This is a genomic window from Mesorhizobium sp. 1B3, from assembly GCF_050958605.1.
Classification (GTDB): Bacteria; Pseudomonadota; Alphaproteobacteria; order Rhizobiales; family Rhizobiaceae.
This window is the reverse complement of the sequence record NZ_JBJHDO010000012.1, coordinates 15,215-39,031: the sequence shown is the minus strand read 5'-3', so window position 1 is coordinate 39,031 and position 23,817 is coordinate 15,215. Positions and strand designations below refer to the sequence as shown.

Sequence of the window (23,817 nt, the reverse complement as noted above, 5' to 3'; positions counted from 1 at the left end):
CGGAACGAATGAACTGCTTTCGGCAAATTTTCGGTCGAGGGCCGGGTGAGTGAGCATGATATAGAGCCCTGGTTCCGGCTTGCTGCCGGACGGATTCCGGATCACTCTCACGTTGCAGACGGGGATTGTCATGCCTGCGCAGGAACTCGAAGCCATCCGAAACGAGATCAGGGCGAATTATTTGCCGGACGAGGCGGAGGCGCTGGTACGTCTGGCGAAGCTGGCCGATCTCTCCGAGAGCGACCGCGCCGGAATTTCGAAGCGCGCGGCGGATTTCGTTCGGGCCGTTCGCGCTTCCTCCGATCCGCGCCTCATGGAAGTGTTCCTCAAAGCCTATGGCCTTTCCACGAGGGAAGGCGTGGCGTTGATGTGTCTCGCCGAAGCGCTCTTGCGGGTGCCGGACACCGAGACCATGGACGACCTCATCCGTGACAAGATCGCGCCGCATGACTGGTCGGCCCATTCCGGCGGCTCGAGCTCGATCTTCGTCAACGCATCGACCTGGGCGTTGATGCTGACGGGCAAGGTGCTCGACGAGGGCGAGGGCGGCGTAGAGAAGACGCTGCGCGCCATGGTGCGCCGGCTGGGCGAGCCCGTCATCCGCACGGCCGTTGCCGCCGCCATGCGTGAGATGGGGGAGCAGTTCGTGCTCGGGCGCACGATCGCCGAAGCCTTGAAGCGCGGCAAGCCCATGACCTCCAAGGGCTATCTCTATTCCTACGACATGCTTGGCGAGGCTGCCCGCACCGAAACCGACGCGTTGCGCTACCTCCAGGCCTATGCGGATGCGATCTCGTCGCTCAAGAGTTCGTCCGTCGGTTTCGATATCCGTGGGAATCCTGGCATTTCGGTGAAGCTTTCGGCCATCCATCCGCGCTACGAGGTATCGCAGAAGGAAACCATGCTCCCGGTGATGGCCGAACGGCTCCTCTCCCTGGCGCTCGCCGCGCGGCAGGCGCGCATGGGCCTCAACGTCGATGCGGAGGAGGCCGACCGCCTCGACCTTTCACTCGACGTGATAGAACGCGTGCTTTCCGATCCGCGGCTGGCCGACTGGAATGGCTTCGGTGTCGTGGTCCAAGCCTACGGGCCGCGCGCCTCCTTCGTGATCGATTGGCTTTACGCCCTTGCCGAGAAGCTCGATCGCAAGATCATGGTGCGCCTCGTTAAGGGCGCCTATTGGGACACCGAGATCAAGCGCGCCCAGACGATGGGGCTTGCCGGCTATCCAGTCTTTACGCGCAAGCCCAATACCGACGTCTCCTACATCGCCAATGCCCGCAAGCTCCTGTCGATGACGGACCGCATCTACCCGCAATTCGCCACGCACAATGCCCACACGGTGGCGGCAGTTCTGGCCATGTCGCCCGATCGCGACAGTTTCGAGTTCCAGCGCCTGCACGGCATGGGCGAAGCCTTGCACGAGACCGTCCGCCAAGCCGAGGGCACGCGCTGCCGCATCTATGCCCCGGTAGGCGCCCATTCCGACCTGCTTGCCTATCTCGTGCGCCGCCTCCTGGAAAACGGAGCCAATTCGTCATTCGTCCACCAGATCGTCGACGAGGAGGTGAAGGCAGAGGACATCGCACGCGATCCGTTCGACACGATCGCCGGGCAAGGACCTGCCGCCAATCCCGCGATCCCGTGCCCCTCCGACCTGTTCGGAGCCGGCCGGCGCAACTCGAAGGGCTGGGACATCACCGATGCCGTGACGCTCGCGGCAATCGAGGAGGGGCGCGCCCTCTTCGCCGGCCCCGATCGCTGGTCGGCCAAGCCGGTTACGCGCGCCGCGGGCTACGGCAAGTCCCGCAAGATCATCAATCCCGCCAATCCGAACGAGATCGTCGGAACGGTGCACGAGGCGAGCGCGGAGCAGGTCCCCGTCGCGGTCCGCGCCGCTGTCGAGGTTCAGCCACGCTGGGCGGCTCGACCCGTTGCCGAGCGCGCCGCGATCCTCAATCGCGCGGCCGATCTCTATGAGGCGAATGCGATCGAGTTTTTCGCGCTTGCCACACGCGAGGCCGGCAAGACACTTGCCGATGGGGTTGCTGAAGTGCGCGAGGCAGTGGATTTCCTGCGCTATTATGCGGCCGAGGCAGGCAAGGCGGAAGCCGGGACCGATGCGCGCGGCGTCATCGCCTGCATCTCGCCCTGGAACTTCCCCCTGGCGATTTTCACCGGTCAGATCGCGGCGGCGCTCGTCACCGGCAACGCCGTCATCGCCAAGCCGGCCGAGCAGACGCCGCTGATCGCCGCGCGTGCGGTGGCCCTGCTGCGCGAGGCCGGAGTGCCCGAAGACGTTATCCAGCTCCTGCCGGGTGACGGGCCTTCGGTGGGCGCGCCATTGACGGCCGATCCGCGCATCGCGGGTGTCTGCTTCACAGGTTCGACGGAGGTCGCGAAGCTGATCGAGCGCCAACTCGCCGAAACGGCAGCGCCCGACGCGATGCTGATCGCGGAGACGGGCGGGCTCAACGCCATGATCGTCGACTCCACCGCGCTGCCGGAGCAGGCGGTTCGCGACATTCTCGCCTCCTCCTTCCAGAGCGCAGGACAGCGCTGCTCCGCTCTGCGTGTCCTCTACGTCCAGAAGGACGTCGAGAAGAAGGTGATGGAAATGCTGACCGGAGCAATGGATGCGCTGTCGGTCGGCGATCCCTGGCACATCTCGACGGATGTCGGACCGGTCATCGACGACGAGGCCAGGCAGTCGATCAGCGACTACGCCAGGGCGATGGAGGAAAAGGGCCGCCTCGTCGCGAGGCGCGACGCCCCCGCCGAGGGCCGCTTCGTCGCCCCGCAGGTGTTGAGGGTCAAGGGCATCAGCGAGATGGAGCGTGAAGTCTTCGGTCCGGTGCTCCATGTCGCGACCTTCGAGGCTGAGGAAATCGATCAGGTCATCTCCGCGATCAACCGCAAAGGCTACGGGCTTACCTTCGGCCTCCACACCCGCATCGAAGACAGGGTGCAGCATCTGGTCGACGGCATTCATGCCGGCAACATCTATGTCAACCGCAACCAGATCGGCGCCGTCGTCGGCTCGCAGCCTTTCGGGGGTGAGGGGCTTTCCGGCACCGGGCCCAAGGCCGGTGGCCCCAATTACCTGCGCCGCTTCCGCAAATCGGAAGCCGCCGGAGGCGAGATTCCAGCGGGAACGGCAGTGAGCGCCACCGCGCTCGCCGACCATCTGCTCGCGCCTTCGCTGGGTGGCTGGAGCACGCGCGCCGACCGCATCGCAATTCTGCGCAAGCATCTGCGCGGCAAGGCAGCGGAAGCGATCGCCGCTGCCGCCGCCCTCGAATACGGACAGGCCGATCTGCCCGGTCCCACAGGCGAGGCCAACACGCTGTCGCTTGTGCCGCGCGGTCGCGTGCTTTGCCTCGGGCCGGATGCCGAAACACTGCTTGCCCAAGTGATCCAGGCTCTGGCGGCGGGAAATGCGGTGCTGGCGGTAGCGCCGGGAGCACCGGCGGCCCTCCAGCCGCTGACGGGCAAGGGTCTCCCACTGGCCGCCATCGATGGAACCCTGGCGCCTTCCGCTTTGCAGGAGCTCGCCGTCGATGTCGTGGCCTGTTCGGGCTCGCTGGAAGCGCTCAGGCCTCTGCGGCAAGCACTTGCCGCCCGCAAGGGCGCGATCGTGCCGCTGATCGTGGAGAAGATATATCCTGCCGCCTACACGCATGAGCGCGCGGTGTGCGTGGACACTACGGCGGCGGGAGGGAATGCCAGCTTGCTTGCGGCAGCGTAAGAGGGAGAACGGCAAGAGATACGGGTGGAGGTGAAGCGGCCTATCGCCCCTCACTGTCCTGCCGGACATCTCTCCCCGCGCGCGGGGAGAGAGACGATCTCACCAAGGCTTTCGCCAGTCGTCAACGTTGCGGGTTTGCGAAACGGTTGCGGCCAGCCTTTCTCTCCCCGCATGCGGGGAGAGATGTCCGGCAGGACAGTGAGGGGTTTGCCGTAACCGTGTCCTCTGCAAACGGCTCCCTCACGCCCCTTCGACGACCGAGAAGCCTTCGAATTGGGGGTGGCCGATATAGAGCACCTTGTTCTGGCCGGCGTTCTTGTGGGCGGCGCGGAAGTTTTCCGACTTCGTCCAGGCGATGAAATCCTCATAGCTGTCCCAGACGGTATGCGAAGCGTAGAGCGTGTAGGCCTCCGCCTCGTTGGCCGGGCCGCGCAAGAGATGGAATTCCTTGAACCCCTTCATCTCGGCCAGGGACGAGTCCCGGTTCTTCCAGACATCCTCGAAGGCCTGCTCCGACCCGTTCTGCACCTTGAAGCGGTTCATGGCGATGTACATAGGCTTCCTTTCCACGCCGTCAGGCGTCTTTCTGGGTGGCTACTTGGTTCTGTTTCCGAGCGGGAAGGGGATCACTCCCTCGGGCAACTCTTTTCGCGCCGCAGGCGACGGGTTGGGACCGGACTGCACGAGGCCTTTGCTGCGATACGAGGCGAGGTCGACGAGCTTCGGCCCTGCATCGATCCTTGCCTGGGATCGGCGCAACATATCGGCGAGTTCCGGGCGGAGGCCGTCGCCCCGCGGAGCGGCGATGGCATGAAGTCGGGAGAAAAGCACTGTGTTCTTTCCTTGATTTCGGCCCTCACAGGCCGAAGGCGATGCCGGTCTTCGTCGTCGTGTCGAGCCGGCGCATGCAGGAGGCCGGTTCGACGCCGGCTCCCACGCATTCCGTCGCCTCGTTGATCAGAACGCGCGACAGCTTGGTGCAGTCGGCCCCGGCTATGTCGAAGCGGCTGACCTTGATCTTGCCGGCCGGCATTTCCTTGAAGGCGAGCACGGTAAGCCTGTCGACGGCTCCTGCTTCATTGAACAAAGCCAGTTCGAAGGCGACCCGTTCGAGGTCGGCGCCGAGTTGATTGTTGACGACGAAGGTGAGCCTGCAACCTTTGTCGGAGGGCTGCACGGCGTTGAGTTCGAGATGGAGCGCAGGCGTCGGGTCCTCGGCCAGAGCCGGAACAACCGCAAGCGGCATCGCCATCGCGGAGACCAGGAAACGAAGCAATGCCCTTGCAGTCATCTTCATATGCTTATCCTCCGAAACGAACAGTCGCGCCGAGCTTCAGGGTCAGCCCCTGCTCGTAGATCACGCTGGTGGTGGTCGCATTGAGCGGATTGGCGTACTTCACGTCAAACAGATTGTCGGCGCGGAAGTCGAGACGGAAGTTCTTCGTGGGCTGATAGCTCGCGAACAGGTTCACGAGCGTATAGTCGTCGGCAAAAGTCGCTCCCTTTGGAGGCGCGTTGTACTGTACCTCGCCGCCAAAGCTCAGCGTGTTCTCGAGCACCCTCATACCGAGCTGCGCCGTGACCTGAGAGGCGGGCACCGTCAGCAGGTCTTCCCGTTCGCCGTCGTTGGAGATGGTATAACCGTCGATGATGGAAGCCGAGACTCCGCCGAAATATCGGCCCGCGTCGTAGAATGCCTCGAATTCGAAGCCGTCGATCTTGGCCTTGGCGAAGTTCTGGTACTGGAAGCAAATCGGAATGTAGCCTGTGCCGGGGCGCAGCAAGTCCGGACGCAGCGGGCACCCGCTTGTCGGATCGAAGGCCGAAAGCTGCTGTCCGCCGATATAATCGGTGACGTTGTTGTTGAAATAGGCCGCCTTGATACGCAGCGTGTCATCGCTCCAGACAAGACCATCCTGACTGTAGTTGACGCCTGCCTCCCAGGTCTTTCCGATTTCCGGCTTGAGATTGGGATTTGGCAGGAATGGGAAGGTTACGCCGCTCGGGTGCAGGCCGGTGATGAGCGTTTCGCTGATGCTCGGCGAGCGATACCCCTCGGCGTAGGTGCCGTAGAATTGAAGCCCCTGCAGGGATTGGAAAGGGGACACTCCAATCGTCAAACGGGGCGAGAGGTGGTTGCCCGAGCTGTCGCCGGTGGTTCCATCCAGATCGTAGCTGTCGTAGCGGAGAGCGCCGACGACTTCGAGCCACTCATAGCGCATTTTTTCCTGGATATAGGCGCCCCAGACCGTGCGTTTGCCTGAAGGCGTGTAGAAGTCGCTGCCTCCGATCGGGCTTGCTGTCGTCACGTCGTCGGAAACCCAGTCGCCGCCATAGGTGAGTTCGTGGGAAACGACGCCGGTTTCGAAACGCGACGTGTTCCAGACGTCGATCCCCGTGGTGCCGATGTCCCAACTGGTTTGAGCACCGGCGGGAATGGTGATCCGTCGGCCTGTCCGGGGATCGAACTGGTTGACGGCGACATTGGAAGTCTCGTTCAGGTCGGCCTTGTTGTAGGAAAAGTTGACGTGCAGGTCGAGCCAGCTCTGCTCGTCATCGGTGACGTTGTAGCGGGCGGTGAAGGTGTTCTGATCAAGATCGAGATCCGAAGTTTCGGCTCCCTCGCTCCAGTCTTCCTTCGTGCCGACCCAACCGAGCTTGAGTTCGCTGTTTTCTGTCGGCCGCAGCGTGCTCTTCAACATGCCGCTCAATACGTCGAAACCGGTCCCGACGACCCGGTCTCCGCCTCCGTCTTCGTAGTCGCCGTAGTCGCGCCAGACGAGGTTGGCGATCACGTCGGCGGCCTCGTTGAACTTGTAGGCGCCGGTCGCGCTCGTCGTCCAGCCGCCGGCGTTCGTGTCGTACATGCCGGTGAGCGACCCTGCATAGGTCTCGTCATCGAGCAGGAAGTCGGTCGCATCCTTCGTCTCGAAGAACACGACGCCGCCGATGGCACCAGAGCCGTATGTGTTGGAGACCGGGCCGCGAATGACGTCGACCTGCTTGATAAGAGCGGGGTCGATGAAGAAAAGGCTCTGGGTTCCATGGCCGGACCGCTGGAAATTCTGGCGAGCACCGTCGACGATCACCGCGACACGGCCGAAATCCTGCAGGCCGCGGATGTTCACGCTCGACGCGGCGCGCTTGGCATCGGTCTGGACGGTGACGCCGGGGACGCCGAAAAGCACTTCCTGCGGCGTGGTCGCCATGCGCCGTTCCAACTGCTCGCCGCTCACCTGGCTGACTGAAGCCATGGAACCGATCGCCGACTCGCCGGTGCGGCTCACCACGGTGATGGTGTCGAGGACCGTGGTGCCATTCTGGTTCTGCGCAGCCTGTTCGACCGGCGCGGTTTGATTGGTTTCAGCGGGCTGCTGCCCTGCCGTCGTTTCCTGCGCATGGGCCGGTGCCGCCATCAGGGCGATCGCCGCCGCACCAGTCAAAAGAAATGCCTTCCGCCGCCGTGGTGTGGCGCTATTCTCCCAGGCATTCTGCCCCATCAGCCCAACTCCTTATCGTCGTTGCTGCTGGCTGGCTTTCGCTGGCTCGCACGATGTCGTCCCTTCCGGGTCGTCAAAATGTTGACTATTTTGATCCGGTATTGCGCTGCGTATTAAACCTGATAATTAGTGTCAAGATTGAATCCCCGGACGAGATCCGATTGTGCGCCGGGTGTGGAGAAGGAGGCACGACAGTGAACAGCTACAACGCCGGAAATTACCGCTACGGGCAGTTTCGCACGCAGCCCGCCGAACGCTCCGTTCGTCCGGTTCCGGTCAGGACGGTCACCAGCGAATCGCTCTTCCACGGCGACCACGAGATCAGCATCGACCATCGCGGCGCGATGTACCGGCTGAAGATCACCCGCCAGGGCAAGCTCATCCTCAACAAGTAGGTCCATCCCCGATGAATGCCGCAGCAAGACCTGATGCGCCTGCGATAAGGCAGGCGCGCGCCGACAACCCCAAGATGCGCGAGCGCGATCTCGCCACCCAGCTAGGTATCTCGGAGGCCGAGTTCGTGGCCGCCTGGTGCGGTGAAGGCGTCCGCCGCATCGAGCCGCGCGTCAATGATGTGCTCGCTGGCCTCGAAGCCGTAGGGGAGGTGATGGCTCTCACCCGCAACGAGAGCGCCGTGCATGAAAAGATCGGCGTGTACGACAAGGTCGTGACCGGCGATCACAGCGCCATGGTTCTGGGCGAACTGATCGACCTGCGCATCTTCCCCAAGGTCTGGGCCCATGGTTTTGCCGTCGAGAAGCGGGACGGCAACGATGTCAGGCATAGCCTGCAGTTCTTCGACGCACGGGGCGAGGCCGTCCACAAGGTGCATCTGCGCGCCAATTCGAACCTTTATGCTTACCAGAACCTCGTGGAAGCGTTGATCTCCGCCGACCAGTCGCAGTCGGTGACATTGGCGGAGCCGGACAAGGCCGGTGCAACTCAGCTCGGTGTCGTTGCCGGAATCGAGGAACTTCGCGACCGCTGGAGCAGGCTCACGGATACGCATCAGTTCTTCGGCATGCTGAAGGCGCTCAATCTCACCCGGCTCCAGGCGCTGAGCATGGTCGGCCAGGACTATGCCTGGCTGCTCGACGGCGACGCGCTTTCCGCGATGTTCAATCATGCCGTCCAGGAGCAGGTCCCGATCATGTGCTTCGTGGGCAATCGCGGCTGCATCCAGATCCACAAGGGGCCGTTGCAGAACATCAAGCCGATGGGCCCCTGGCTCAACGTCATGGACGAGACCTTCCATCTGCATCTGCGGCTCGACCACATCCGGCAGGTCTGGTCGGTTCGCAAGCCCACCAAGGACGGCCATGTCACCTCGATCGAGGCGTATGGCGCCGATGGCGAGATGATCATACAGTTCTTCGGTGCGCGCCACGAAGGCGAAACCGAGCGCGGCGACTGGCGCTTCCTGGCGGAGAACCTGCCGCGCGTGCCGCAGTCGACGGCGGCCTGAGGAGAGTACCATGCGTTTCCCCTCCAGCATCGGCGCGCAGCTGCGCGCCGTTTCGCTTGCTGCCATCGGCCTTTTCTCAGTTCATACGGCCAGTGCCAGCGAGATCGACGGCGCTTTCTCCGATCCGTCACGTATCGTGTCGATCGGCGGGTCGGTGACCGAGATCGTCTATGCGCTGGGCGAGGAGAAACGGCTGGTCGCCCGCGACCAGACAAGCGTCTTTCCCGAAGCGGTGTTGTCGCTGCCGGATGTCGGCTACATGCGCCAGCTTTCGCCCGAGGGCGTGCTGTCGGTCGATCCGACCGGCATCCTGCTGCTCGAAGGCAGCGGGCCCCGGGAGGCAATAGACGTCCTCAAGAAGGCGAGGGCGGATCTCGTGTCGGTGCCGGACCGCTTCGATCGCGAGGGTATCCTCGCCAAGATCGAGATCGTCGGCAAGGCTCTCGAGGTCGAAGACAAGGCCGAAGCCCTGGCGGCTACCGTCGACGCCGATTTGAGGGCGACCGAGAAGCTCACGGCCGGTATCAAGGAACACAAGCGCGTGCTTTTCATCCTGAGCATGCAAGGCGGCAAGCTCCTCGCCGCGGGCACAGGTACGGCGAGCGACGGCATCATCAAGCTCGCGGGCGGCGTCAACGTCATCGATTCCTTCCAGGGATACAAGCAGGTCTCCGACGAGGCCGTCATTACCGCGAAGCCAGACGTCATTCTTATGATGACGCGCGGCGGCGAACACAGCCAGATCGGGGACGAGCTGTTTGCCCATCCGGCGATTGCGCCGACGCCCGCCGGGAAGGCAAAAGCCCTGATCCGCATGGATGGAGCCTATCTCCTGGGGTTCGGTCCCCGCACCGCGAGCGCGGCGCGCGATCTCGCCAAAGCGCTTTACGGCGACCAGGTCACGGATTGAGGCGGCATGCTCGACACCTCGGCAGCCGGCGCATTCAACGCCGGCAGAACGCAAGCCATGCAGGGTGACCGCTCCGCCCGGGCCCGGCTGGCGATAGGCATTCTCCTGGCGGCACTCCTCGTCACCATTCTACTGAGCCTGACATCGGGAGCATCGGATGCTTCCGCCTGGGCCGTCCTGCGCGATTGGCTGTCCGGAATCGAAGCCGGCGCGCTGTCGGAACGCGACCGCATCATCATCTACGATATCCGCATGCCGCGGGTCGCCATGGGCATGCTGGTCGGAGCCGCGCTCGCCGTGGCCGGCGCCATCATGCAGGGCCTGTTTCGCAATCCGCTCGCCGATCCTGGACTGATCGGGGTGTCTGCCGGGTCTGCCTTGGCCGCGGTTGCAATGATCGTGCTCGGAGCGTCCTTTCTGGCACCCGTGGCTTCGTGGCTCGGCATCTACGCGCTGCCGATCGCGGCATTCGCCGGCGGCCTCGTATCGACCTTGGTGCTTTATCGCATCTCGACACGGCGGGGGCAGACTTCGGTCGCAACGATGCTTCTCGCCGGCATCGCCCTTGCCGCGCTCGCGGGAGCGCTCATGGGTCTTCTGATCTTCATCGCGGACGACCGGCAGCTTCGCGATCTGACCTTCTGGCAACTCGGCTCGCTGGCGGGGGCGACGTGGGTGAAGGTCGCCGCGATCGGACCGATCATCGCGCTCGCCCTTGCCGCCGCGCCGTTCCTGGCGCGCGGGCTCAATGCGCTCGCCCTCGGCGAAGCGACAGCCAATCACCTCGGAATTCCCGTGCAGCGCTTCAAATATGTCGCGATCGTCTCCGTCGCCGCGGCCACCGGCGCTTCCGTCGCCGTCAGCGGTGGCATCGGCTTCGTCGGCATCGTCGTGCCGCATATGTTGCGTCTCGCGATCGGACCGGACAATCGCTATCTGCTGCCGGCTTCCGCGTTGCTGGGCGCAAGCCTGCTGCTGCTCGCCGATGCCGTAAGCCGCACCATCGTGGCGCCGGCCGAGTTGCCGATCGGCATCGTGACCGCCGCCGCCGGCGCTCCGTTCTTCCTGTGGATCCTGTTGCGCAAGCGCGGCGTCCTGGATTTGTGACATACCATAGGCGTAGATCTTTGACCGGTCGCGAGAAGCCCCTCACTGTCCTGCCGGACATCTTCCCCGCGAATTTGCGGGGGAAGAGACGACGGCCGCATTGGTTTCGCCAATCGCCAGCGGTGGGTGATTGGCGAAAGCGAAGACGGCATCGGTCTTCTCCCCAGTCCAAACACCTTGACGGGGAGAAGGTGCCGGCAGGCGGATGAGGGGCTTGCCCAAAGGTCAAGACTTATTGCCTGGGGTTATGAAAGGTAGTCGAACGATGATCGAAGCTCGCGACGTCGCCGTCAGCATCGGCCATAAACGCATCGTCTCGGACGTCGACTTCGGCATACGGCCAGGGGAGCTTGCCGCGATCGTCGGACCGAACGGCTCCGGCAAAACGACCTTTATGAAGGCGCTGTCAGGCGATCTGCCCTACACGGGCTCGATCAGCATCAATGGACGCGCGCTGGCCTCGCTGAAGCCATGGGAAGTGGCCGCAATGCGGGCAGTCCTTCCCCAGGCGACGGCACTTTCGTTTCCCTTTACCGTGCGCGAGATCGTCAAGCTCGGCCTGCTCGGCGGGCGTTCGGGAGCCTTGCCCGGCGAGGATGAGCGGCTGCCCGAGCGCGCCCTGGCGCGTGTCGATCTCGACGGTTTCGGCGGCCGCTTCTACCAGGAACTCTCCGGAGGCGAGCAGCAGCGTGTCCAACTCGCCCGCGTCCTCTGCCAGGTCTGGGCTCCCGTGCTGGAAGGAAGGCCGCGCTATCTCTTCCTCGACGAGCCGGTCTCCAGCCTCGACATTAAGCACCAGCTCATCATCATGGATATCGCCCGCGATTTCGTCCAAAGGGGCGGGGGCGTGGTGGCGATCCTGCACGACCTGAACCTGACCGCCATGTATGCGGACCGCATCTATGTCATGCACAAGGGCCTGCTCGCCGCCGCCGGCTCACCATCGGATGTTCTGAGCGACGAACTGATGTCTCGCGTTTTCGAATGCCGCCTCAGAGTGGGGGCGCTGCCAGCGGGCAATGCGCCTTTCGTTCTTCCCCAATCCGCGGCCTTGTAGCGGGAGCGCCGGCACGGCCTCAGCCCGCCAGCGCGCGCTGCTCCAGAAGGTCGATGCCCAGCAGCGAGCGGACATTGGTCTTGGCCCGCACGAGTTCGCCGATCGTATGGCGCTGGAGCACTTCGAAGAAGGCGCCGAGCGCCTCGCGCAACGCGGCGTTGAGCGAGCAACTGTCCACGAGCGGACAGTCCGTCGCGTCGTTTTCGAAGCATTCGGCCATCGCGAAATTCTCTTCGGTCACGCGCACCACGTCGAACAAAGTGATATCGTCGGCCGCCCGCCCGAGACGGACGCCGCCATTACGGCCGCGCACGGTCTCGACAAGGCGGTTCTCCACGAGGGGCTGCAGGATCTTGAACAGGAAGAGCTCGGATACGCCATAAGCGCTCGCAATCTCCGGAATGCGGCTCAGCCGGTCGTTGTTGGCTGCGCAATACATCAGGATGCGAATGGCGTAGTTGGTCTGGCGTGTCAGCCGCATAACGGTTCCTTTGCGAGGAGTCTCGTTGCTGAGATATGGCCTACACCTTAGAACAATTCCAGACAACAGCGCAAGTTAAGTTGAAATTTACCGTCAAGTTTCTCCGGGGCCGGCGAGTCAACCAGGTTCTACCCGGCAAGGTTGCGAGCGCCACAGAGAAAATCGCGCGAAATGACGTTGGGTTACCGTTGCATTCCATGCTGCAGCGCACAATATGTATGCCGTCGAGAGTCGTAGACTCGGGGAGGAACCCACGAGGAGTACGACATGAAAGAGATCATGCATCATGCCGGCGCCCCGCGCGGTAGCATCCGGCAACTCAGACCTTCCGATCTGCCCAGGTTCCAGGAACATCTGCTGAGACTCGACGTGGCCAGCCGCCGCGATCGGTTCAACGGGCTCATCGACGATGCTTTCCTGGAAAATTACGCCGCACGCTGTTTCCATGATGGCGCGACGGTGATCGGCTATGTCGAGGACGGTCGCGTGCTGGGTGCGGCGGAACTGCACGAGCGGCCGGAGTTGCCCGAGCCGACCGGCGAGATCGCGTTCAGCGTGGAGAGGGCGCTTCAGCATCGCGGCATCGGCGGGCGCCTGTTCGAGCGGCTGATCGCCCATGCCTATGCGCTGGGCTACACCAAGCTGCTGGTTACCACGCACCCGCAGAACGAGGCGATGAAGGCGCTGGCACGCCGTTTCAAGGCGAAGCTCTCCTTCGAGGCTGGCGAGACTGTCGGCGTGATCGAACTCGAGCCGGTAGCATCCAAGCCCTTTCAGTTCTTCATGACGCCTGCCTGGGCCGCTCAGGCGGAAACGGCGTAGCCAACGGAACCGGCCCGCCGTTTGCTCGTTTGCATCGACGAGCAACGATCGCGGAGCGGGCGATGTTCGATGCCTTTCAGGTCCTGACGCTTCTTTTGGTCGCGGTCGCGATGGCGACCTCGCTTGCGCATGCGCTGGAGTTTCCGGGAAAGCTGAGGCTGGAGAAGAACGCCTACAAGGTCGTCCAGCCTATCTATTACCCCGGCTTTACAGTTGCCGGCCTGGTGGGCGAGGCGGGTGGCATGCTCGCCACGCTGGTTCTGGTTGTCCTGACATGGGGATCCCCAGGCTTTCCGCTTGCGCTCGGAGCGTTCCTCGCGATGATCGTCATGCACGCGATCTACTGGCTGTTCACGCATCCCGTGAACAATTTCTGGCTGGCGGAAACCAGGATCGTAAGGGCCGGGGCCGGTTTCTTTTCCTTCGGCACCGGGAAGAAAGATGCGCAGCCGGAGGACTGGACTAAGCTGCGCGATCGCTGGGAATATTCGCATGTCGCCCGCGCCGTGTTCGCAACTCTTGCCTTTCTTTCCCTCGCTATTCTTGCAGTCCGCTGACACGAAACGACAAAGGCCCGGTGCGGAACCGGGCCTTTGTCATGCAGGAGGCGGTAGTGGGTCAGGCAGCCTTGGCGCCGCCATAAAGCTTGAAGATCTCGGTCTGGACAGCCTGCGCGCCATGAGCGAGGGTCGTGCGTGCGTCCTCGGCCGCATTGCGCACGTGGTCGAAATTAGCCTGAGCGTTGTCGCGGATGAAATCGGCCTGAAGCTGGACGGCTTCGTTGACCGACTTGGCGCCCGCGAGCTTCTCGACGGTCGACAGGGAGTGCTGGACATTGGCGAGCGTCAGGTCGAGGAGGCCTCGTGTCAGCTTCGCGTAGCCGCCAGCCATGGAGACTGCGAACTTCTCCACACCCTCGGTGAGGTCGGCCGCGCCGGAATGCGCGGTCTCGGCGCGTTCCCTAGCGGAGGCGGCGGTGCGCTTCACGAAGTCGCGGGCCGCAGCGGGAACTTCGAGTTTCGTCTGAATATTGTCGAGCGCGTCCTGGATCGAAGCAAAGCTGCCGGAAGCGCCATTGGTCTTGGCAGAAGTCTTGGTCATCGGTTTTCCATCCTCAGTCGGGGAGCCATGGGAGCCCCGTCCGTCATGGGCCCGGGGATGAGGATCATATAGTGACCCATATTGTGCATTGCAACATAAATTGTGCATTGCAACATGTTTGCGGTGAACGATGCTGACCCAAACCGATGCGATCGTTCGGTAAGCTGCTAGATTTCCGAATTTTCCGCCTGGAGCAGGACATGACCCGAACAAAGCCATCCACCGATCTGCCGGCTCCCCCCGACCCGCGCGAGGCTGAAAAGCTGTCGGCGCTGCGACGTACGAAGTTCGTCGCCACCGGCGCTCTTATCGTTTGCGTCGGCGTCTTCCTTGCCGCGAAATCGTTGGAGCACCGTTATCCGCTGCTGGGCTTTGTCGCGGCTTTCGCCGAGGCCGCAACCATCGGCGGGCTGGCTGACTGGTACGCGGTCGTGGCGCTGTTCAAGCGACCGCTCGGCCTGCCCATCCCTCACACCGCCATCATCCCGGCGAACCAGCACCGGATCGCCGACAATCTCGGCCGCTTCATCGAGGTGAACTTCCTTGCGCCTGCTCCAGTTCGTGAGAAGCTCTACCAAGTCGATTTCGCGGCTCTCGTCGCGGATTGGCTCTCCGACCGAGGGCGCTCAGCCGGCCTGTCGCGGTTCGTCGCACGGCTGGTGCCGCAGATGCTTGGCGCGATCGAGGAGTCTGGCCTGCGCGACTTCGTTTCACAACGCGTGCTGGAGCAGGCCGACAAGGTAAAGATCGCGCCGCTAGCCGCCGACCTGCTCTCCGCCTTCACCGAGGACCGGCGACACCAGAAACTACTCGACGAATTGACTACGATACTCGGCAGGTTCCTGTCCGACGAACAGGCTTTGGGCGCGATGCGTGATAGGATACGCGAGGAATTGCCGTCACTCTTCAATCTTTTTCGCGCCGATGCCTATCTCCTGAAAAAGATCGTCGCTTCCGCGGGCGCGCTGCTCGAAGAGGTGAGGGCCGATGAGGCCCATCCGTTGCGCGTCGAGTTCGACCACTTCGTCGAGAATTTCATCGAGCAGCTTCGCAGCTCCACATACTATGCGCGCCGGGCCGAAAAGCTCAAACGCGATTTCCTCGCGCGTCCCGAGCTTGCCGGCATCGCCCAGGAAATGTGGGACAGCCTGCGCCAGTTCCTGGAACAGGATGCGCGCCTTCCTCAATCCCGCATCAGGGAGCATCTGGGCAACATGTTCGTCGAGGTCGGCCGGCATCTGGCTTCCGATCCGCGGATCCGGGCCGACATGAACAAGGGATTCGTCGTCGCGCTCGCCTCTTTCGTCGAGGCCCAGAAAAGCGGCGTGTCGAAATTCATCGCCGACCAGGTGAAGCGTTGGGATCTCGCGCAGCTCACCCGCCTGATCGAGATCAATATCGGCCGCGACCTTCAGTACATCCGTTTCAACGGCATGGTGATCGGTGGCCTCGCCGGGCTGTTGCTTTACACCATCGAGCTTCTGTTCATCGCGAATTGACCCGCGGCGCCAATCTTCTAATCTGCTCTTGGGCGGCCGCCTCAAGGAGGAAGATGCCATGGCCAAGAAACCGGAATCGGATTCCGTCTTCGACATGTTCGCGAAACTCGGCCGTGACTTGAAGCTTCCGAGCATGGAAATCGAAAGGGTGCTCGAATACCATCGCAAGAACCTCGAGGCGCTGCAGAAATCGGCCTCGGCCAGCGCCTCGGGCGCGAGCTCCGTCATGGCCAAGCAACGCGAGATTTTGCAGGAGACGCTGCGCGAGATCACCGATATGGCGCAGAGCTATCGTGTTCCCGGCAACCCCCAGGAGATCATGACCAAGCAAGCGGATTTTGCGCGGAAGACCTTCGAGACGGCAGTCAAGAACGCCGGAGAAGTCGCGGACATCATGAAAAGATCCGGTGCGGAATCCATCGATATCCTGCGCAAGCGGATCCAGGAGTCGATGGAGGAGATCCGCGACAGCTATCATACCGGCGGCGACAAAGATTGACCTTAGGGCAAGCCCCTCATCCGCCTGCCGGCACCTCCTCCCGGTGAAGAAACGGGGAGAAGGACGATGTCATCCTCGCTTTCGCCAATCGTCATCGTTGGCGACTGGCGAAACCCAAGCGGCCGTCGTCTCTCTCCCCGCGTATTTCGCCTATCGGATTCACACATTCCTGCGCGGTTGCTGATCTTTGCAGGTGAGCGTGGCGTGCGCGGCGGGCTCCCCCTCTCCGTCTCGGCTTCGCCGAGCCACCTCTCCCCCACTTCGTGGGGAAGAGGAAAGGCGCCAAGCATGCGGCCGGCTGTTCCTCTCCCTCACGAAGTGGGGGAGAGGTGGCTCGGCGAAGCCGAGACGGAGAGGGGGACCTGCCAAGCAATGCGGAAAGATATTTCCAGAAGTGTGAATATTATAGCCGTTTTTGACGGGGAGAGATGTCCGGCGGACAGTGAGGGGCAATTTACGACCGGTCGAAGTGACGCCGAGATATCAGTTCCAGCGAGGCGGCCTCTTCGGATCGGGAAAGAACAGGCCTTTCCAGCCGCTTCGGTCGAACGGCTTCCACTCGCCTTCGCTTTGCGCCAGCCGGTCGCAAATGGCGTAGACGGCGGCTGGGTGATGGCCAAGGCCGCAATGGCTGGCTTCCACTTCGATGTTCTCGGTATGCGGCAACTCGTTTTCCATGCAACTCTGCCAGGCGCAGATACCGTCGCTGCGGCTGTAGATCGCCGTGGTCGGCACCGAAGGCGATTGCGAGATCGACCCGCCCATGTGGTTGTCGCGCTCGTCGACCTTGCAGCCCGAGGTGTATTCGTAGAGCCGCCATGCGTTTGTCGCACGCGGATCGCCGTTGAATGGGCTGCCGAGCGTAATCACCGTGCGGACACGTTCCGGCATCATCTTCGCCAGTTGGCGGGCATAGATGCCGCCTAAGCTCCAGCCGACGATACTCACCGTGCGGCCATGGGTGTCTACTAGCTCCTTCACCCGATCGATCATGCGCCGTTCGACGTCCGGCAGGGGGCCGTAGTTGCGGCCGAGCTCCCAGCCATGCGCGGTATAACCCTTCGACCGCAGAAAGCTGCGGAGCGGCAAGGTGGCGCGATCGCTGGTGACGAGGCCGGGCAGGACGAGGACTGGGTGGCCGTCGCCCGCCGGCGTCATGGCTGCCAGCAGGGGCCAGGACGCCACGAAGCTGCCGAGCTCCGGCAACGTTCTCACCTCCAAGGCCAGCAGAAGCCGAGAGGGCGGTCTTAAAGGCTGCGCAGGCACTGTCATCTTCAGAACCTCGATATGCTGTCGGGCTTCTCACGGGTTGGCACATCAAGAATCCCGCGAGGGGTGCTCGCGGGCATGAACTCTCCTTGATATAGGGCTGAACTCGTGAATTCCGATGGGATCCCGCAGGGATGCCACGGGCCGGTTCTGCCTCCAGCGAGGCGGAGTCGAAGGCAGATCGCCTGCGCGACAGGCGCATAGAGGAAATTGAGCATGCTGAATCAGACCCTGACCTACGCGACCATGCCGTCGATGATCGGCCAGGAACTCGGCGTGTCGTCCTGGGTAACGGTCGATCAGCAAATGATCGACCAATTCGCCGAGACGACCCGCGACAAGCAGTGGATCCATGTGGACGTCGAGCGGGCCAAGCGTGAAAGCCCTTTTAAAGGGCCGATCGCCCACGGTTTTCTTACCCTGTCGCTTGTCGCATCGATGAGCTACGAGATCGGCGCGGTTCCGGAGGGCACGGCTGCCATGCTCAACTATGGCCTCGACAAGGTACGTTTCCTGGCGCCGGTGAAAGCCGGATCGAGGGTCCGCATGCGTTCCACTCTGGTCTCGTTCGAGGAAAAAGGATCAGCGCAATATCTGATGAAGACCAACAACGTCGTCGAGATCGAAGGTGAGGAAAAGCCCGCATTGATCACCGAAACGCTGGTCATGTTTGTCCCCGCGCGAGCGAGCAAGGCCTAAAGCGTGTCGCTGGCAATCGGATTCGGGTGACACGCTTTAGGTCTTTGTTTTGCCGCATTCTCGCGACGCCGACCGATTCCGGTCGGCTGCGAAATGCTCTAGACTCAGGACCTGCTGTCTGGGCTATAGCCGCTTTGGTGGATATAGCTCGTTCAGCCAAAAAAGCCGGACAAATCCCGATCGAGGGAACCTACGACGGCTGGAACGGTTCCAATTTGATGGGCGTCGATCTGTGTTCATGATCGTCGCCTGCAAGGAATCAGATGCGCAAGCTCAGTCGTCAACACCTCGATGCGCTTCTTTTCGATCCCCGCCGACGCCGCGCGTCGTGCGAAGCTTTCGGTGGCCGACTTGCCGGCGCGTACGCGTATGAGAAGATACCTGCCTCGAACTGCGGGGCAGCTGGATAATGGGGGCGCTGCAGGGGACCTATTGCGGGCCGGCGCCGGAGCCGGGCGAGCTCTGGCTGACCTGGAATCTCGATCCAGTCCTGCTCCTGTTACTCGGGCTCTTCGCACTCCGGATCGGAAGAACCCGCCTGGGCGCGTGGGCCGTAGCGGTTCTGGCAATCGTTTTCGTCTCGCCCCTTTGCCCCTTGTCGGCGGCGCTCTTTTCGGCGCGCGTCGTCCACCATGTTCTGCTGGTGGCAGTCGCCGCTCCGCTGATCGCCCTGGCTTGGCCGGCACGTGAGGTGCGGTCCATTGCAGTTCCCTTCCTCGTCTCGACCGGGATTCTCTGGGCATGGCATCTGCCGCGAGCCTACGATCTCGCGCTCGGCAATATGGCGGTCTACTGGGTGATGCAGGCGACGCTGCTCGGGACGGCGGTCGCCTTCTGGCGCGCTGTCTTCGACCCGCGGCCGGGTTCCGCCCGAGCTCTCCTGTTCATCCTGGCCGGCTTCATGCAAATGGCGCTTCTCGGCGCGCTCCTCACCTTCGCCCCGGAACCGCTCTACGCCATCCACGCCGTTGCCCCCTTGGCCTGGGGCTTTACGCCGCTGGGCGACCAGCAATTGGGAGGGCTCATCATGTGGGTCCCGGCTGGGCTTCCCTTTGCGGTCTGGGGAGCTTTCTTGGCGCGCCGGGGATGGCGGACCATGGTGCAAGGAGCCTCATGATCGCGTGGCTCGACGGCGCGATCCCATATCTGAAGGCGCTTCATATCGCCTCGCTGGTGATCTGGTGCGCCGGACTGTTTGCGTTGCCGCTGATGCTGGCACGGCACGACCCGGCAATCGCACAGGCGGACTACAGCCGGGTCCGGCTGGCCTGCCATTACGGCTATACCTGGGTCGTCACCCCTGCCGCCATGGTGGCCATCGCCGCCGGCATCCTTCTCATCTTTATGCGGGAAGTCTTTGTCCCCTGGATGTTCGCCAAACTGGTCTTCGTGGCACTGCTCGTCGGCTTCCACGCCTGGCTGGGCAGCACGATCGTCGCCGTGGCCGAAACCGAGGGAGAACATCAGACGCCCGCGCCCCTGCTTCCGCTGCTCCTGCTGCTGGTCTTGGTGCTGGCGATCCTTGTTCTGGTTCTGGCCAAACCCGAACTGGATAAGATCCCGTTGCCGCACTGGCTCATGGAGCCGCGAGGCCGTCAGCTTCCCTTCGACGCGCCGCCCAGGTTGTAGTCGAAGACGAGTTTGCCGCCATGCCACCCTGTCGCGCCCACCATGATGACGCCGAAGCTCGAAAGGAGAATGCCATAGGGCAACACCGCAGTCTCGTAGCCGTAAAGGCGATAGCCCCAGTTGATGCCCAGGACCGACAGAAGCACCATCGCGACCGCGGCGTGGGTCCAGGCCGAGGCCCTCGCGCGGATGCCTGGAACGAGCAACAGCTCAGGCAATCCGGTGGCAGCAGAAGCGAGGCCGAGGAGGAAGGCCACCCCCGCCGCCCAGAGGCCCGCCCGGGCCCAGAATTCGTCGCCGGTCCACCAGTAGAAGACGTCCGCCCCGAAGTTGCTGAAGGTCAACGCGATGGGGAAGGCCACGGCCATGGCATGAATCGGATGGCTCGCAATCGCGACCTTCGACCCTGTCTCGTCGTAGCCTGGATGCTGGGCAACGGGGTCGGTGAGCGTATGGTCCCGGTTCTCGGGCTGCGTTTCGGCCATCGGTGGGCTCTCCTGCGGGGGATGGTCGGATTGCTAACGCTCGTGATGCTGGCCGGTTGCGATGGAGCGCTGTCCACCATGCATCCGGCCGGTCCGGCAGCGGCGACCATCGCGACGATGTGGTGGACGCTCTTGTTCGGGGCTGCGGTGATCTTTCTGCTGGTCGTCGCGCTCCTCATTCTCGCCTTCCGTCGCCGCCCTGAGTTGGCAACGCCCGAGGCGGAGACCGGCCACGAGCGGATCTGGATCTGGGGCCTCGGCCTCGGCTTCTCGATGACTGTGCTGGCGGCCTTGACCGTCTACGGACTCTTGATCGGCGAGCGGCTGCTGCCCCGCCCGAGACCGGAAGTCGTCACGGTCGGCGCCGAGGGAGCGCAGTGGGTTTGGCGCTTCTCCTATGACGACACGCCTGGTCACATGACCGAGGGCGTCCTCCACATCCCTGCAGGCCGCCCGGTGGACGTGAAGATCACCTCGGCCGACGTGATCCACAGCTTCTGGGTTCCGCGGCTCGCCGGCAAGCTCGATGCCATCCCAGGCCATGTGAACGTGCTGCGGATCGAAGCGGACATGCCGGGCGATTATGCGGGGCTCGGCGCCGAATTCAACGGCGGGGGCTACACTGGACACGGTTTCACCGTGCGGGCACATGACGAAGCCGGCTGGGACGCCTTCCTGCGGGGAGAGTCTCCGTGAATGCACTCCGACGTCATCGGCAACTCGAGCGCATCTGGTCCGCCCGTCCGGGGTGGCGCGGCAAGCTCACGACCGTGAACAACAACGACATCGGGCTGATGTTCCTGTTCGCCGCCGTGACGTTCTTCGTGATCGCCGGCGTCCTCGCGATGCTGATCCGCGCGCAACTCGCCACTCCGCGCTCGGCCTTCATGGGACCTGAAATCTACAATCAGGTCTTCACGATGCACGGGACCATCATGATGTTCCTGTTCGCCATTCCCCTCTTCGAAGGGCTGACGATTTATCTCCTGCCCAAGATGCTGGGGACGCGCGATCTGGCCTTTCCCCGACTCAGCGCCTTCGGCTTCTGGTGTTACGTCTTCGGCGGTTCGCTGCTGATTTTTGCTCTCTTCGCGGGGATCGCGCCCGATAGCGGCTGGTTTCTGTATCCGCCGCTTTCCTCGACCTTGGGATCGCCAGGAATCAATCCGGATTTCTGGCTCCTCGGAATCACCTTCGTGGAGATTTCCGCAATCTCGGCGGCGGTCGAGATCGTCGTGACGGTGCTCCTCTACCGAGCACCCGGCATGTCGCTGGACAAGCTGCCCATCTTCGCCTGGTACATGCTGATCGTGGCGGTGATGATCCTGACCGCCTTTCCCCCGCTGATCCTTGGTTCGATCCTGCTCGAACTCGAGCGCGCCTTCGGTATGCCCTTCTTCCAGGTTGAGGCGGGGGGAGACTCCCTGCTGTGGCAGCACCTCTTCTGGCTCTTTGGCCATCCTGAGGTCTACATCATCTTCCTGCCTGCGGCCGGGGTCATCTCCACGATCCTGCCGGTGATGGCGCGCACCACGCTCCTGGGATACGGCTGGGTCGTGGCGGCGGCGGCGGCGCTCGGGGTGCTGAGCTTCGGGCTATGGGTCCACCACATGTACACGACCGGCATCCCCCATATGGGACTGGCCTTCTTCTCAGCCGCCTCTACGCTGGTGGCGCTGCCTACGGGTATCCAGATTTTCGCCTGGATCGGGACGATCTGGAAAGGCCGGCCGGAGATGCAGCTGCCGATGCGATGGATCGTCGCCTTCTTTGCGACCTTCGTGATTGGGGGGCTTACCGGCGTCATGGTGGCGATGGTGCCATTCGACTGGCAGTCGCACGACACCTACTTCATCGTGGCGCATCTCCATTACGTGCTGGTTGGCGGCTTTGTCTTTCCGATGCTTGCGGCGCTCTATTACTGGCTGCCGCATTTCACGGGCCGGAAGCGCTATTTCAAGCTGGGCGAGACGGCGTTCTGGCTGATCGTCCTCGGTTTCCACGGGACTTTCCTCCTCCTGCACTGGGCGGGGTTGCTCGGCATGCGTCGGCGGATCCATTCAATCGAGGCCGGATCGGGATGGGAACTCATCAACCTTCTGGCTTCGATCGGCGGTTTCGTCATGGCGATCGGATTGGGGCTCGTCCTCATCGACGTGGCGGTGAACGCAGCCGTGGCGGCCCGCGGCCGGCGCAATCCCTGGCGGGCGGGGACGCTGGAATGGGCCATGCCATCTCCGTCCCCATCCTACAATCTCGCCTCGATCCCCGAGGTTCGCAGCCGTCACCCGCTCCACGACGACCCGGATCTACCCCTGCGCATCGCGCGCGGCGAGGGTTATCTCGGAATACCACCCGCCAGCGGCCGGCGCGAGATCATGACGGTGGAGATCGCCAGCGGGCGGCCGAAGCACCTCGTCATCTTCCCGACGAACTCGGCACTGCCCATCGTCATGGCGCTCGTCGTCGGCGTCTTCTTCGTCGGAATGCTGATCAAGGCCTACTGGCTCGTCCCGTTCTCCGCACTGGGGGTGACGGCGCTCGCGGTCTGGTGGGCCTGGGGCCTTGGCAGCCGCGAGGACCAGATCCCGCAACATGTGGGCCATGGGCTCGAGCTTCCGCTCGCTTCAGACGCACCCGACCCACCCGGCTGGTGGGGGTCGCTGTTCCTGCTGCTCGCCGACGGTGTTCTCTTCGGATCGCTTCTCTTCGGATATGCCTTCCTCTGGACGGTTGCGCCGAACTGGCCGCCGCCCTCCTATCTGGATCTCGGCCTGTCGGGACTTGGATCGGCGCTGGGCGGGGTGGTGTTGACGCTCGCAGGCATCCGCGTGGCCGATCGCGCCATTCAATCCAATGGCAAGCCTTGGCCGGGATTTTTCCTCGGCTTCGCAGGCCTCCTGGCGATCGGGGCCGCCGCCGTGATGGTGCTCGCGCGGACCACTCACGACGCCCACGCCTACGACGCTACGCTCTGGGTGGTGGCGGGCTACGTCCTGTTCCATGCGGCTTTAGCTGGGCTGATGACGGCGTTCCTCGCTCTGCGGGCGAAGGGTGGCTACGTCTCGGTCCGGCGCATTGGCGAAGTGCGGATCGTGCGGCTTTGGTCCGACTACGCCGCCGCGGTCGCGCTACTCGGCCTCGGCGCCGCTTGGCTGCCGGGAGTGTTGATGTGACCGACATCCTCCGCATCTCGGTCCCGCTCACGGTTTGGCTCGCCGCCTTCAGCGCCGTCTACGGGCTCCAGGGTGTTGTCTGCTCCGACCGCTGGACCGAAGCAGGCCTAGACCTCGTTTCCGGCCGCGTTGCCCTGATTGCGGCCTGGGTCGCCGCCACGGCGCTGCAAGTCGCATTCATCATTGCCCTACGCTCGCCCCGCCTTGTCTCGTCGTCGCCTTTCGTGTGTCGCCTTAGCCTGATCCTGGCCATCTCCGCTTTGGTTGCCACGATGTGGACCCTCTCTCCGGTTGTCATGAGCATGACTTGTCTCTGACAAGTCGGGTGTCGATGCGCGGATGATGTTCACCGTTATATCCGTCCACTAGC

Annotated in this window: 23 protein-coding genes; 16 read left to right on the top strand and 7 right to left on the bottom strand. The window is 63.2% G+C overall.

What is annotated here, in order from left to right:
- Positions 1-130: 130 nt before the first annotated feature.
- Positions 131-3,748: a bifunctional proline dehydrogenase/L-glutamate gamma-semialdehyde dehydrogenase PutA gene (gene putA, locus ACCO56_RS26115; protein WP_433643829.1), complete on the top strand. Its 3,618-nt coding sequence runs from the start codon at positions 131-133 to the stop codon at positions 3,746-3,748.
- Positions 3,749-3,988: 240 nt separating this feature from the next.
- Here the strand turns inward: putA and ACCO56_RS26110 are convergent, their stop codons facing one another.
- From ACCO56_RS26110 to ACCO56_RS26100, 3 genes are all read right to left on the bottom strand, one after another.
- Positions 3,989-4,303 carry an antibiotic biosynthesis monooxygenase family protein gene (locus ACCO56_RS26110; protein WP_433643828.1) on the bottom strand — a complete coding sequence of 105 codons (315 nt, stop codon included), beginning with the start codon at positions 4,301-4,303 and terminating at the stop codon, positions 3,989-3,991.
- Between the two features lie 301 nt (positions 4,304-4,604).
- Entirely contained in the window at positions 4,605-5,045 is a 441-nt protein-coding gene (locus ACCO56_RS26105) for a hypothetical protein (RefSeq protein WP_433643827.1), read from the bottom strand.
- A 4-nt stretch (positions 5,046-5,049) separates the two neighbouring features.
- The gene (locus tag ACCO56_RS26100; protein ID WP_433643826.1) at positions 5,050-7,248 is read right to left on the bottom strand and encodes a TonB-dependent hemoglobin/transferrin/lactoferrin family receptor; all 2,199 of its coding nucleotides are present in this window, start codon (positions 7,246-7,248) and stop codon (positions 5,050-5,052) included.
- Between the two features lie 194 nt (positions 7,249-7,442).
- On the opposite strand from ACCO56_RS26100, the gene hemP reads away from it, so the two are divergent.
- The 5 genes from hemP to ACCO56_RS26075 all read left to right on the top strand — a co-directional run bounded on the left by hemP (position 7,443) and on the right by ACCO56_RS26075 (position 11,787).
- Entirely contained in the window at positions 7,443-7,643 is a 201-nt protein-coding gene (hemP, locus tag ACCO56_RS26095) for a hemin uptake protein HemP (RefSeq protein ID WP_433643825.1), read from the top strand.
- 11 nt (positions 7,644-7,654) lie between these two features.
- Positions 7,655-8,713 (top strand): hemin-degrading factor, encoded by a 1,059-nt coding sequence (locus tag ACCO56_RS26090; RefSeq protein WP_433643824.1) that lies wholly within the window; start codon positions 7,655-7,657, stop codon positions 8,711-8,713.
- Between the two features lie 10 nt (positions 8,714-8,723).
- Positions 8,724-9,623, top strand: a complete 900-nt coding sequence (locus ACCO56_RS26085) for a heme/hemin ABC transporter substrate-binding protein (RefSeq protein WP_433643823.1) — start codon at positions 8,724-8,726, stop codon at positions 9,621-9,623.
- Between the two features lie 6 nt (positions 9,624-9,629).
- Positions 9,630-10,730, top strand: a complete 1,101-nt coding sequence (locus ACCO56_RS26080) for a FecCD family ABC transporter permease (protein WP_433643822.1) — start codon at positions 9,630-9,632, stop codon at positions 10,728-10,730.
- A gap of 265 nt (positions 10,731-10,995) precedes the next feature.
- Positions 10,996-11,787 (top strand): heme ABC transporter ATP-binding protein, encoded by a 792-nt coding sequence (locus ACCO56_RS26075; RefSeq protein WP_433643821.1) that lies wholly within the window; start codon positions 10,996-10,998, stop codon positions 11,785-11,787.
- Positions 11,788-11,806: 19 nt separating this feature from the next.
- Here the strand turns inward: ACCO56_RS26075 and rirA are convergent, their stop codons facing one another.
- On the bottom strand, positions 11,807-12,268 hold the full coding sequence (gene rirA, locus ACCO56_RS26070) for an iron-responsive transcriptional regulator RirA (RefSeq protein ID WP_433643820.1): 462 nt from the start codon (positions 12,266-12,268) through the stop codon (positions 11,807-11,809).
- A 267-nt stretch (positions 12,269-12,535) separates the two neighbouring features.
- Here rirA and ACCO56_RS26065 point away from each other — a divergent pair, with 267 nt between their 5' ends.
- Both ACCO56_RS26065 and ACCO56_RS26060 read left to right on the top strand, forming a co-directional pair.
- Entirely contained in the window at positions 12,536-13,090 is a 555-nt protein-coding gene (locus ACCO56_RS26065) for an N-acetyltransferase family protein (protein WP_433643819.1), read from the top strand.
- Positions 13,091-13,152: 62 nt separating this feature from the next.
- Positions 13,153-13,647, top strand: a complete 495-nt coding sequence (locus ACCO56_RS26060) for an anthrone oxygenase family protein (RefSeq protein WP_433643818.1) — start codon at positions 13,153-13,155, stop codon at positions 13,645-13,647.
- 61 nt (positions 13,648-13,708) lie between these two features.
- Here ACCO56_RS26060 and ACCO56_RS26055 read toward each other — a convergent pair whose 3' ends face one another.
- Entirely contained in the window at positions 13,709-14,191 is a 483-nt protein-coding gene (locus ACCO56_RS26055; RefSeq protein ID WP_433643817.1) for a phasin family protein, read from the bottom strand.
- Positions 14,192-14,391: 200 nt separating this feature from the next.
- Here ACCO56_RS26055 and ACCO56_RS26050 point away from each other — a divergent pair, with 200 nt between their 5' ends.
- Entirely contained in the window at positions 14,392-15,690 is a 1,299-nt protein-coding gene (locus ACCO56_RS26050) for a DUF445 domain-containing protein (protein WP_433643816.1), read from the top strand.
- 58 nt (positions 15,691-15,748) lie between these two features.
- Positions 15,749-16,189, top strand: a complete 441-nt coding sequence (locus tag ACCO56_RS26045; RefSeq protein WP_433643815.1) for a phasin family protein — start codon at positions 15,749-15,751, stop codon at positions 16,187-16,189.
- 483 nt (positions 16,190-16,672) lie between these two features.
- On the opposite strand, the gene ACCO56_RS26040 is transcribed toward ACCO56_RS26045, so the two are convergent.
- Positions 16,673-17,461, bottom strand: a complete 789-nt coding sequence (locus ACCO56_RS26040) for an esterase/lipase family protein (protein ID WP_433643814.1) — start codon at positions 17,459-17,461, stop codon at positions 16,673-16,675.
- A gap of 213 nt (positions 17,462-17,674) precedes the next feature.
- On the opposite strand from ACCO56_RS26040, the gene ACCO56_RS26035 reads away from it, so the two are divergent.
- From ACCO56_RS26035 to ACCO56_RS26025, 3 genes are all read left to right on the top strand, one after another.
- Positions 17,675-18,157: a MaoC family dehydratase gene (locus tag ACCO56_RS26035; RefSeq protein ID WP_433643813.1), complete on the top strand. Its 483-nt coding sequence runs from the start codon at positions 17,675-17,677 to the stop codon at positions 18,155-18,157.
- 409 nt (positions 18,158-18,566) lie between these two features.
- Entirely contained in the window at positions 18,567-19,274 is a 708-nt protein-coding gene (locus ACCO56_RS26030; protein WP_433643812.1) for a cytochrome c oxidase assembly protein, read from the top strand.
- Complete coding sequence (locus tag ACCO56_RS26025; protein ID WP_433643811.1) at positions 19,271-19,786, top strand: CopD family protein; 516 nt, start codon at positions 19,271-19,273, stop codon at positions 19,784-19,786. The genes ACCO56_RS26030 and ACCO56_RS26025 overlap by 4 nt, the downstream gene beginning before the upstream one ends.
- Here ACCO56_RS26025 and ACCO56_RS26020 read toward each other — a convergent pair.
- Entirely contained in the window at positions 19,753-20,271 is a 519-nt protein-coding gene (locus ACCO56_RS26020) for a DUF2231 domain-containing protein (RefSeq protein ID WP_433643810.1), read from the bottom strand. The genes ACCO56_RS26025 and ACCO56_RS26020 overlap by 34 nt on opposite strands.
- A 21-nt stretch (positions 20,272-20,292) precedes the next feature.
- Between ACCO56_RS26020 and ACCO56_RS26015 the strand changes: the two genes are divergently transcribed.
- Genes ACCO56_RS26015 through ACCO56_RS26005 form a run of 3 tightly spaced genes read left to right on the top strand, consistent with a single transcriptional unit; the run spans position 20,293 to position 23,764 of the window.
- A complete protein-coding gene (locus ACCO56_RS26015; RefSeq protein ID WP_433643809.1) occupies positions 20,293-20,967 on the top strand; it encodes a cytochrome c oxidase subunit II in 675 nt (224 codons plus the stop codon).
- Positions 20,964-23,447 carry a cytochrome c oxidase subunit I gene (gene ctaD, locus ACCO56_RS26010; RefSeq protein WP_433643808.1) on the top strand — a complete coding sequence of 828 codons (2,484 nt, stop codon included), beginning with the start codon at positions 20,964-20,966 and terminating at the stop codon, positions 23,445-23,447. Before ACCO56_RS26015 ends, ctaD begins: the two co-directional genes overlap by 4 nt.
- Positions 23,444-23,764, top strand: coding sequence for a hypothetical protein (locus tag ACCO56_RS26005; RefSeq protein ID WP_433643807.1), 321 nt, complete (start codon positions 23,444-23,446; stop codon positions 23,762-23,764). Before ctaD ends, ACCO56_RS26005 begins: the two co-directional genes overlap by 4 nt.
- Positions 23,765-23,817: the final 53 nt, after the last annotated feature.